The organism is Halomonas halodenitrificans DSM 735, assembly GCF_000620045.1.
Lineage (GTDB): Bacteria > Pseudomonadota > Gammaproteobacteria > Pseudomonadales > Halomonadaceae > Halomonas > Halomonas halodenitrificans.
Map to the genome: position 1 here is coordinate 1 of NZ_JHVH01000029.1, position 10,721 is coordinate 10,721.

9 protein-coding genes, 4 tRNA genes and 1 rRNA gene are annotated in these 10,721 nt (G+C 62.3%); all 14 read left to right on the forward strand.

Annotated elements, in window-relative coordinates; all coding sequences use genetic code 11:
• Positions 1-57 precede the first annotated feature (57 nt).
• Positions 58-173, forward strand: a 5S ribosomal RNA gene (gene rrf / locus Q358_RS0112610).
• Positions 174-465: 292 nt separating this feature from the next.
• Complete coding sequence (locus Q358_RS0112615; RefSeq protein ID WP_027962336.1) at positions 466-1,449, forward strand: biotin--[acetyl-CoA-carboxylase] ligase; 984 nt, start codon at positions 466-468, stop codon at positions 1,447-1,449.
• Positions 1,446-2,285 (forward strand): type III pantothenate kinase, encoded by an 840-nt coding sequence (locus tag Q358_RS0112620; protein ID WP_027962337.1) that lies wholly within the window; start codon positions 1,446-1,448, stop codon positions 2,283-2,285. Before Q358_RS0112615 ends, Q358_RS0112620 begins: the two co-directional genes overlap by 4 nt.
• Before the next feature lie 121 nt (positions 2,286-2,406).
• Positions 2,407-2,490: transfer RNA gene (locus Q358_RS0112625), tRNA-Tyr, on the forward strand.
• 49 nt (positions 2,491-2,539) lie between these two features.
• Positions 2,540-2,613: transfer RNA gene (locus Q358_RS0112630), tRNA-Gly, on the forward strand.
• Between the two features lie 25 nt (positions 2,614-2,638).
• A tRNA-Thr gene (locus Q358_RS0112635) sits at positions 2,639-2,713 on the forward strand.
• Between the two features lie 148 nt (positions 2,714-2,861).
• A tRNA-Trp gene (locus Q358_RS0112640) sits at positions 2,862-2,937 on the forward strand.
• A gap of 72 nt (positions 2,938-3,009) precedes the next feature.
• On the forward strand, positions 3,010-3,378 hold the full coding sequence (secE, locus tag Q358_RS0112645; protein WP_027962338.1) for a preprotein translocase subunit SecE: 369 nt from the start codon (positions 3,010-3,012) through the stop codon (positions 3,376-3,378).
• A gap of 8 nt (positions 3,379-3,386) precedes the next feature.
• Positions 3,387-3,920 carry a transcription termination/antitermination protein NusG gene (gene nusG / locus Q358_RS0112650; RefSeq protein ID WP_027962339.1) on the forward strand — a complete coding sequence of 178 codons (534 nt, stop codon included), beginning with the start codon at positions 3,387-3,389 and terminating at the stop codon, positions 3,918-3,920.
• Positions 3,921-4,005: 85 nt separating this feature from the next.
• Complete coding sequence (rplK, locus tag Q358_RS0112655; protein WP_027962340.1) at positions 4,006-4,437, forward strand: 50S ribosomal protein L11; 432 nt, start codon at positions 4,006-4,008, stop codon at positions 4,435-4,437.
• A 2-nt stretch (positions 4,438-4,439) separates the two neighbouring features.
• Positions 4,440-5,132, forward strand: coding sequence for a 50S ribosomal protein L1 (gene rplA / locus Q358_RS0112660; protein WP_027962341.1), 693 nt, complete (start codon positions 4,440-4,442; stop codon positions 5,130-5,132).
• Between the two features lie 272 nt (positions 5,133-5,404).
• A complete protein-coding gene (gene rplJ, locus Q358_RS0112665) occupies positions 5,405-5,908 on the forward strand; it encodes a 50S ribosomal protein L10 (RefSeq protein ID WP_027962342.1) in 504 nt (167 codons plus the stop codon).
• A gap of 89 nt (positions 5,909-5,997) precedes the next feature.
• Positions 5,998-6,369, forward strand: coding sequence for a 50S ribosomal protein L7/L12 (rplL, locus tag Q358_RS0112670; RefSeq protein ID WP_027962343.1), 372 nt, complete (start codon positions 5,998-6,000; stop codon positions 6,367-6,369).
• 237 nt (positions 6,370-6,606) lie between these two features.
• Positions 6,607-10,686 (forward strand): DNA-directed RNA polymerase subunit beta, encoded by a 4,080-nt coding sequence (gene rpoB / locus Q358_RS0112675; RefSeq protein WP_027962344.1) that lies wholly within the window; start codon positions 6,607-6,609, stop codon positions 10,684-10,686.
• Positions 10,687-10,721: the final 35 nt, after the last annotated feature.

Sequence of the window (10,721 nt, forward strand, 5' to 3'; positions counted from 1 at the left end):
CCCACGACGCCGGATACGTCTTGAAACGTACGCGTCAGCATGATTCACCGTTTTTCGCCTGACGACCATAGCGAGCGTGAACCACCTGATCCCATGCCGAACTCAGCAGTGAAACCGCTTTGCGCCGATGGTAGTGTGGGGTCTCCCCATGCGAGAGTAGGTCATCGTCAGGCACTTATATCGAAAAAACCCCGAACATTCACGTGTTCGGGGTTTTTTCATATCTGGCGGGCGGTAGGACGTTAGGGTCGACGAGATTATTGGCCAGTCGATCATCGTCAGGCACTGATACCGAGCTTATATCGAAAAGCCCCGGATATTCTGAACTGCACCCCGAAAGTTGGATACCCACACCCAGCCTTCGGGGCTTTTTCATTTGTATTCCGGCTCTTTCCGAGCGCTTACGTTTCCGCGAGTGCGCTGCATCCGATAGAATATGGTTTTTTCCGGTCTGGGATATCAGGCATGACCATCGGTGACCTCATACGCCTGCTTGACGATGGCGAATTTCACTCGGGCGAACAGCTCGGGGAGAAGCTCGGAGTATCTCGGGCGGCGGTATGGAAGCAGCTGCGCAAGCTCGAGTCCCTGGGAATTACCATGGAGGCGGTGAAAGGGCAGGGCTACCGCCTGGCCGAGCCCCTGGAGCTCCTCGATGGGCAGCGGATCATCGCAGGACTCTCACGCCAGGCGCGTGGTTACCTGACGCGTCTGTTCGTCGAGGAAACGCTGCCATCCTCGAATGCCTTCCTGCGTGAGCGATTCAGCCAGGGGGCAGGGCATGGTGAAGTCTGCCTGGTGGAGCAGCAGAGCGCCGGACGCGGTCGCCGTGGGCGCGCCTGGAACACTCCCTGGGGAAAGAGCCTGATGCTCTCCCTGGGGTGGCGCGTCGAGTCCGGCATCGGCGCCCTGGAGGGATTGAGCCTCGCGGTCGGCGTGGTACTGGCTCGCGTGCTGGAAAGCCATGGCGTCTCACCGTATCTCAAGTGGCCCAACGACGTCCTGCTGGAGGTGCCCAATGGTGACTACGGCAAGCTGGCGGGCATTCTGGTGGAGGTGAGCGGTGATGCATCCGGTCCCTGTGAGGTGGTGGTCGGCATGGGGCTCAATGTCTTCCTGCCCGAGAGCTTTCGCAGCACGCTGGGTCAGTCGGCCGCAGCCGTCGAGGACCAGGCGACCGGGGTATCACGCAATGCGCTGGCATCCGATCTGCTGGAGGCGCTGCTGCCGTTGGTGGCGGATTTCGAACGCGACGGCTTTGCTCCCTGGTGCGATGCCTGGAACGCGCGGCATGCGTTCGCCGGCCGGGAAGTGGATGTGTTGAGTGGCAATACGCGAGAGGTGGCACGGGTCGAGGAGGCCGACGCCTCCGGAAGCCTGGTCGTAAGCCAGGGTGGCCGGCGCCGTCACCTGGCGGGAGGAGAGATCAGCCTGCGTGTGCGCTCATGATTCTGGATCTTGATATCGGCAATACGCTCTCCAAGTGGCGACTGAAAGACGTCGATACCAGCGAAATCCGTTCCCGAGGGGCGGTGTGGACTCGGGAGGAGTGGCGGCCGGGTGCCGATATACCCAACCTCGATGTGGTCGAGTCGGTGCGTATCTCCAGCGTTGCTCGCCGTTCGGTGCTCGAGGAAACCGTCGCGTTGCTGCGTCAGCGCGTGGGAGCCGTGTATGTGGCTCGCTCCAGCCCCGAGGCGCTGGGCGTTACCAATGGCTATATAGAACCCGAACGCCTCGGGGTCGATCGCTGGCTGGGCGTGCTGGCCGGTTACCAGCAGGTCGGTGCCTGCTGCGCGGTAGATTGCGGCAGTGCCATTACCATCGACTTCGTGCTGCCGGGGGGGCGTCATCTTGGCGGGTATATTCTGCCGGGGCTGCGGCTGATGAAGGAGAGTCTCAAGCTGGGTACGCGCAACGTCGCCATCGACCCCGACAGCGAGCCCGAGGAGTTGCTGACTCCCGGTCGACGCACGGTAAAGGCGGTGAATCATGGCATCTACATGGCGGCGGTCAGCGCGATCAACCGCGTCTATGCGGAGGTCTGCGATAGTGAGGGAGTGGCGCTGCCGCTGATGCTGACAGGAGGCGATGCGCGGGTAGTGGCCCGTGGACTCCAGGTGCCCCACGCCGTCTGGCCCGACATGGTCTACGGCGGCCTGGAGGCGTGTTTCCCGCTGACTGCCGCCGAGCGGGCGGGGCGGATGGCAGGGGCGCCGCGCGTGCCGGTGCCGGTGGCTCTGGAGAAAATACGCGCCGGGCTTGCATTCTCCATGCAGCTTTGACACAATGCGCCGCGTTCCGATGCGAAGGGCGATGGCGCAATAGCGTCTCCAGCGCTGGAAAGACACTGATAAAACAGTGGCTTGACAATCGGAGCAGCGGTGATAAGATGGGCCGCCATCTGGAGGGGTTCCCGAGTGGCCAAAGGGAGCAGACTGTAAATCTGCCGCGAAAGCTTCGAAGGTTCGAATCCTTCTCCCTCCACCAGATTTGGGTTGCAGTGATGCGTTTTCATTGCCGCCGAAAGAGTGGGTAGGCGGGCATAGTTCAATGGTAGAACCTCAGCCTTCCAAGCTGATGATGCGGGTTCGATCCCCGCTGCCCGCTCCAGCATCGTAAGGATGCTAAAGGTTAGGCTCATGTAGCTCAGGGGTAGAGCACACCCTTGGTAAGGGTGAGGTCGACGGTTCAAATCCGTCCATGAGCTCCATATTGACAAGGCGAGCGCAAGCTCGCCTTTTCTTTCTCTCGCCATGACACGTTCAGTGTGGCGAGAGGGGTTGCCAGGCGAAGTCGCTTTCGCTATCATGGCGCCCGCTGTCGCAAGCCGCCTGCAAAGGGCGGGGCAACGCAGATACAGGCCAGTAGCTCAATTGGCAGAGCAGCGGTCTCCAAAACCGCAGGTTGGGGGTTCGATTCCCTCCTGGCCTGCCAGTCTTCCCCAGGCTGGCTAATCCCCAGAAGATTTCACGTTTCGATTGCCGTGCCTTGAGGAGTCTCGTTTTGATGAAGCATAACGCCGAGGTGCAGGAGTCGCGCCACGACGGGCTCAAATGGGCGGTTGTCGTCACTCTGCTGGTTCTGGCCGTGGTGGGCAACACCTACTTCGCCGACCAGGCATTGCTCTATCGCGTGTTGGGTGTGGTGGCGCTTAGCGCTGTGGCGGCCCTGGTGGCAATGACCACCGCCAAGGGGCGCAACCTCACTGAGCTGGCCCGTGCCGCCAAGAAGGAAATTCAACGCGTGGTGTGGCCAACCCGGCCCGAGACCGTCCAGACCACCGTGATCGTGCTGGTCGCCGTGCTGGTGGTTGGCCTGATGCTGTGGCTGATCGACACTCTTCTTGGCTGGGCGATGTCCGGCGTTATCGGTTAGGAGCCCTCATGTCCAAGCGTTGGTATGTCGTTCACGCCTATTCCGGCTTCGAAAAGCATGTCATGCGCTCCCTTGGTGAGCGTGTGAAGATGTATGGCATGGAGGATCGCTTTGGCGAAATCCTGGTGCCCACCGAAGAAGTCGTCGAGATGCGTGACGGCAAGCGCCGCAAGAGCGAGCGCAAGTTCTATCCCGGCTATGTGCTTGTCGAGATGGAGATGGACGACGAAACCTGGCACCTGGTCAACGAGACCCCGCGTGTCATGGGGTTCATCGGTGGCACCAAGGAAAAGCCGGCGCCCATCACCCAGAAGGAAGCCGATGCCATCCTGCGTCGCGTCGAGGATGGAACCGACAAGCCGAAGCCCAAGACCCTGTTCGAGCCGGGTCAGTCGGTGCGGGTCATCGATGGTCCCTTCGCCGACTTCAACGGTGTTGTCGAAGAGGTGAACTACGACAAGAGTCGCGTCCAGGTCAGCGTGCTGATCTTTGGGCGTTCGACGCCTGTCGAGCTTGAATTCGCACAGGTCGAGAAAGAGTAACGCCTCGACCTGATGCCGGCAGTGCCGCAGCAGCGGCGATTATACCGGGGAGCCGCAAGGCGCTATTACCCAACTGGAGTTTACTATGGCCAAGAAAGTACAGGCTTACATCAAGCTGCAGGTAGCAGCTGGTAAGGCCAATCCGAGTCCCCCCGTGGGCCCTGCACTGGGTCAGCACGGCGTTAACATCATGGAGTTCTGCAAGGCGTTCAACGCCGCGACCCAGGACATCGAGCCGGGTCTGCCCACTCCGGTGGTGATCACCGTTTATGCCGACCGTAGCTTCACCTTCATCACCAAGACACCGCCGGCGGCGGTTCTGCTGAAGAAGGCGGCGGGTGTCAAGTCCGGCTCAGGCGAGCCGAACAAGAGCAAGGTCGGAAGCGTGACCCGTGAGCAGCTCGAAGAGATCGCCAAGACCAAGGAGCCGGATCTGACGGCTGCCGATCTCGACGCCGCGGTGCGTACCATTGCCGGTAGTGCCCGCAGCATGGGCCTCAACGTGGAGGGTCTCTGATCATGGCTAAGCTGTCCAAGCGCGCACAGATGATTAGCGAGAAGGTCGACTCCACCAAGGTCTACTCTCTCGAGGAAGCCGTGGCACTGCTCGGCGAGCTTTCCACGGTCAAGTTCAAGGAATCCCTGGACGTCGCCGTCAACCTGGGCGTCGATCCGCGCAAATCCGACCAGGTGGTTCGCGGTGCGACCGTGATGCCCAACGGAACCGGCAAGGACGTCCGCGTCGCCGTGTTCACCCAGGGTGCCAACGCCGACGCGGCCAAGGAAGCCGGTGCCGATATCATCGGCATGGATGACCTGGCCGAGCAGGTCAAGAAGGGTCAGCTCGACTTCGACGTGGTCATCGCCTCTCCGGATGCCATGCGTGTCGTTGGCCAGCTGGGTCAGATCCTGGGTCCGCGCGGCCTGATGCCGAACCCCAAGGTCGGCACCGTCACGCCCGACGTGGCCACCGCCGTCAAGAACGCCAAGGCGGGCCAGGTGCGTTTCCGGACCGACAAGAACGGCATCATCCATACCACTCTTGGCAAGGTCGATTTCGACGCTTCCGCCATCCAGGGGAACCTGGAGGCGCTGGTCGCCGACTTGAAGAAGCTCAAGCCGAGCACCTCCAAGGGTATCTACTTCAAGAAGGTCACCCTGTCCACGACCATGGGCCCGGGCGTGACCATCGACCACTCCGGCCTGGTTTGATCGGTCGGTAGGTCGAGTACCCAGTAAGAACTTTGCGGTCCCCGTGTCGAGTCATGACTCGCCGGCGGGGCACCGTCAAAGACCGCAGGTGCCGCCTCGCTCAGGCAGGGCGGCTTAATCATCCCTCCGGGGCTGGCCTGCGCAGATGGTGTGGCCGCCAGGCGTCTGGTGGGCACCATCACCCAGGCTTCCGGTCCGCCTTCGGGCCGCCGGAAGAGATGGTAACCACCGGAACCCTCATCGCGAGGTTCCGGCACGAAGGAGTGATCACTGTGCCACTAGCACTCGAAGGCAAGAAGGCGATTGTTGCCGAGGTCAGTGAAGCGGCCAAGGATGCGCTCTCCGTCGTTGTTGCCGATTCTCGTGGCGTCGCGGTCAGCAAGATGACCGAACTGCGCAAGCAGGCCCGCGAGAATGGCGTCCAGGTGCGTGTTGTCCGCAACACCCTGGCACGCCGCGCCCTGTCCGGAACTCCCTGGGAGATTCTGGACGAAAGCTTCGCGGGTCCGACCCTGCTGGCTTTCTCCTATGAGCACCCGGGCGCCGCCGCCCGTCTGTTCAAGGAGTTCGCCAAGCAGGAGAAGAGCTTCGAAGTCAAGGCGCTGGCCTACGAAGGTGAGCTGATTCCGGCTGCCGAGCTTGATCGTCTGGCGACGCTGCCGACCTACGATGAAGGCATTGCCAAGCTGATGTCTGTCATGAAAGAGGCGTCCGCCGGCAAGCTGGTTCGTACCCTGGCCGCCCTGCGCGACCAGAAGCAGGAAGAAGCCGCCTGAACGGCGAGTTCCTGCAGGCAGCCTGAACCGAATATTGAATCCCGAGCCGACGCTTGAGCGTGGCTCCCGCAAAGTTAGGAAGCGTGACAATGGCACTGACCAAAGAAGACATCATCAACGCCGTCTCCGACATGACCGTCATGGAAGTGGTCGAGCTGATCGAGGCCATGGAAGAGAAGTTCGGCGTCTCCGCCGCTGCCGCCGTCGTGGCTGGCCCGGGTGGTGGTGAAGCGGAAGTCGAAGAAGAGCAGACCGAGTTCGACCTGGTGCTGACCGGCGCCGGCGAGAAGAAGGTCAACGTGATCAAGGCCGTCCGCGAGATCACCGGCCTGGGTCTGAAGGAAGCCAAGGGTGCCGTCGACGGCGCACCGGCCACCGTCAAGGAAGGCATGTCCAAGGACGATGCCGAGGCGGCCAAGGCCAAGCTGGAAGAAGCCGGCGCGAGCGTGGAGCTCAAGTAAGTTCTTGAGCAACATGGCTTCACGCGCTGCGTAAGCTTCCACGGCTGGTGGCGGGACACCCGCTGCCGGCCTTTTTCTGTTGTCACTGGCCACTGTCCTGGACAGCCTGGCCAGCCGAATTCCAGAAGGCGAGCGCCACCTCTAGGCGCTTGCCTTCATCGCCTGACGGAGCCGCATCCCGTCGGGTGGCGCCGACCACGCATCGGTCACCCATGGTGAACAAGCTGGGGAATACAGATGGCTTACTCATACACTGAGAAAAAACGCATCCGCAAGGATTTCGGCAAACTGCCCCAAGTGATGGATGTGCCCTACCTGCTGGCGATCCAGCTTGATTCCTATTACGACTTCCTCCAGCAGGACCGTGCGCCTGAGGAGCGTCTAGAGATCGGCCTGCATGCCGCCTTCAGGTCGGTGTTTCCGATCTCGAGCCTGTCCGGCAACGCCGCCCTGGAGTATGTCAGCTATCGCTTCGGTACGCCGGCCTTCGACGTCAAGGAGTGTCAGCTGCGCGGCGTCACCTACTCGGCTCCCCTGCGCGTCAAGGTCCGCCTGATCATCTATGACAAGGAGTCATCCAACAAGGCGATCAAGGACATCAAGGAGCAGGAAGTCTACATGGGGGAGATCCCCCTGATGACCGAGAACGGTACCTTCGTGGTTAACGGTACCGAGCGGGTTATCGTCTCCCAGCTGCACCGCTCCCCGGGCGTGTTCTTCGACCATGACAAGGGCAAGAGCCACTCCTCCGGCAAGCTGCTCTACTCGGCGCGGGTGATCCCCTACCGTGGTTCCTGGCTCGACTTCGAGTTCGACCCCAAGGACAGCGTCTTCGTGCGCATCGACCGCCGCCGCAAGCTGCCGGCCACGGTACTGCTGCGCGCCCTGGGCATGAGCGCCGAGGAGGTCCTCGAGGAGTTCTTCGAGACCAGCACCTTCCACGTCGAGAAGAAAGGCTTCTCCGTGGAGCTGGTGCCGTCGCGCCTGCGCGGCGAGACGGCCACCTTCGATATCAAGGATGCCGAAGGGACCCTGATTGTCGAGGAAGGCCGCCGCATCACCCAGAAGCATATCCGTCAGCTGGAGAAGGCCGGCCTCGAGCGCCTCGAGGTGCCGATGGAGTACCTGTTCGGCAAGACCCTGGCCAAGGATCAGGTCGACCCCAATACCGGCGAACTGATCTGCCCCTGCAATACCGAGATCACCCCGGAGCTCCTCGAGAAGGTCGGTCAGGCCGGCATTACTTCCCTCGAGACCCTCTACACCAACGATCTCGACTGCGGGCCCTTCGTCTCCGATACCCTCAAGCTGGATACCACCGGGTCTCAGCTCGAGGCGCTGGTCGAGATCTACCGCATGATGCGTCCCGGCGAGCCGCCCACCAAGGAGGCCGCCGAGACCCTGTTCAATAACCTGTTCTTCAGCGAAGACCGCTACGATATCTCGGGCGTCGGTCGCATGAAGTTCAACCGCCGCCTGCGGCGCGAGGAAGATACCGGTTCCGGCGTGCTGGATCGTCGGGATATCCTCGACGTGCTCAAGGAGCTGATCTACATCCGTAATGGCTTCGGCGAGGTGGACGATATCGACCACCTGGGCAACCGTCGTATCCGCTGCGTGGGCGAGATGGCCGAAAACCAGTTCCGCGTGGGCCTGGTGCGTGTCGAGCGTGCGGTCAAGGAGCGTCTCTCCATGGCCGAGAGCGAGGGTCTGATGCCCCAGGACCTGATCAACGCCAAGCCCGTCGCCGCGGCGGTCAAGGAGTTCTTCGGTTCCAGCCAGCTCTCCCAGTTCATGGACCAGAACAACCCGCTCTCCGAGGTTACCCACAAGCGCCGCGTCTCCGCGCTTGGCCCGGGTGGCCTGACCCGTGAGCGGGCCGGCTTCGAGGTGCGTGACGTTCACGCCACCCACTATGGTCGACTGTGCCCGATCGAGACGCCGGAAGGCCCCAACATCGGTCTGATCAACTCCCTGGCGACCTATAGCCACACCAACAGCTATGGCTTCCTCGAGACGCCGTACCGCAAGGTCGTGGATAGCCAGGTGACCGATGATGTGGTTCACCTCTCGGCCATCGAGGAGGGCAACTTCATCATCGCCCAGGCCTCGGCGACCGTGAACGAAAGCGGCCAGCTGGCGGATGACCTGGTGCAGGTACGTCACAAGGGCGAGACCACCTTCATGCGCCCCGAGCAGGTGACGCTGATGGATGTGTCTCCGCGCCAGGTGGTGTCGGTCGCCGCGGCACTGATTCCCTTCCTCGAGCACGATGACGCGAACCGCGCCCTCATGGGGGCCAACATGCAGCGTCAGGCGGTGCCGACCCTGCGTGCCGACAAGCCCCTGGTGGGTACCGGCATGGAGCGCTTCGTCGCCCGTGACTCCGGTGTCTGCGCCGTGGCGCGTCGCGGTGGCGTGATCGACTCCGTCGATGCCAAGCGCATCGTCGTTCGCATCAACGAGGATGAGATCATCGGCGGTGAAGCCGGCGTTGATATCTATAACCTCACCAAGTATGTGCGTTCGAACCAGAACACCTGCCAGAACCAGCGTCCCATCGTGCGCCCGGGTGACTCGGTGGCACGCGGCGACATCCTCGCCGACGGCCCGTCCGTTGACATGGGCGACCTGGCACTGGGGCAGAACATGCGCATCGCGTTCATGCCCTGGAACGGCTACAACTTCGAGGACTCCATCCTGCTCTCCGAGAAGGCAGTGGAGGAAGATCGCTTCACCACCATCCATATCCAGGAGCTGACCTGCGTGTCCCGCGACACCAAGCTGGGGCCGGAGGAGATTACCTCCGATATTCCCAACGTTGGCGAGTCGGCACTGGGCAAGCTGGATGAGGCCGGTGTGGTCTATATCGGTGCGGAAGTCGGGCCGGGCGATATCCTGGTCGGCAAGGTCACGCCCAAGGGCGAGACCCAGCTGACGCCGGAAGAGAAGCTGCTGCGTGCCATCTTCGGCGAGAAGGCCAGCGACGTTAAGGACACCTCCCTGCGTGCCCCTACCGGCATGAAGGGCACCGTCATCGACGTCCAGGTGTTCACCCGGGACGGCGTGGAGAAGGACTCCCGTGCGCTCTCCATCGAACAGATGCAGCTCGATGAAGTCCGCAAGGATCTCCAGGAGACCTATCGCATCGCCGAGGACGCCACCTTCGAACGCCTCAAGCGCACCCTGAGCGGTCAGGCCGTCAATGGCGGGCCTCAGCTCAAGAAGGGCGACGTCCTCTCCGAGAGCTATCTCGACGAGCTGCCGCGTCAGCAGTGGTTCAAGCTGCGCCTGCAGGACGAGGCCCTCAACGAGCTGCTGGCCCAGGCCGACGAGCAGCTGGAGACGCGTCGCAAGGAGATGGACGAGCGTTTCGAGGACAAGAAGCGCAAGCTCACCCAGGGCGATGATCTGGCGCCGGGCGTGCTCAAGATCGTCAAGGTCTACATGGCGGTGAAGCGTCGTCTGCAGCCGGGCGACAAGATGGCCGGTCGTCACGGCAACAAGGGTGTCATCTCGGCGATCATGCCGATTGAGGACATGCCCTTCGATGGCCAGGGCGAGCCGGTGGACGTCGTGCTCAACCCGCTGGGCGTGCCCTCGCGGATGAACGTGGGGCAGATTCTCGAGACCCACCTGGGCCTCGCCGCCTGGGGGCTGGGTCGCAGGATCGATGCCCTGCTGCGCGATGCCCGTGAGCAGCAGGTGGCCGAGATTCGCGAGTTCCTGGGGCAGGTCTACAACACCACTCCGGGTACCCGGGTCGAGGATCTCGACACGCTCTCCGATGACGAGGTGATCGCCCTGGCGAAGAACCTCAAGGGTGGCGTGCCCATGTCCACGCCGGTGTTCGACGGGGCGGAAGAGTTCGAGATCAAGCATCTGCTGCGCCTGGCCGAGCTGCCGGATTCCGGGCAGATGACGCTCTATGACGGCCGTACCGGCGATGCCTTCGACCGTCCGGTGACCGTTGGCTACATGTACATGCTCAAGCTAAACCACCTGGTGGATGACAAGATGCATGCGCGTTCCACCGGCTCCTACTCGCTGGTTACCCAGCAGCCGCTGGGCGGCAAGGCGCAGTTTGGTGGTCAGCGCTTCGGTGAGATGGAGGTCTGGGCCCTGGAAGCCTACGGTGCCGCCTATACGCTCCAGGAAATGCTCACCGTCAAGTCCGATGACGTGGAGGGTCGTACCAAGATGTACAAGAACATCGTGGATGGCGACCACGCCATGCAGGCGGGCATGCCGGAATCCTTCAACGTGTTGGTGAAGGAAATCCGCTCGCTGGGCATCGACATCGAGCTCGAGAGCTGAGGCGGCCGACGCTTCACATTATGACGGTCCGCGGG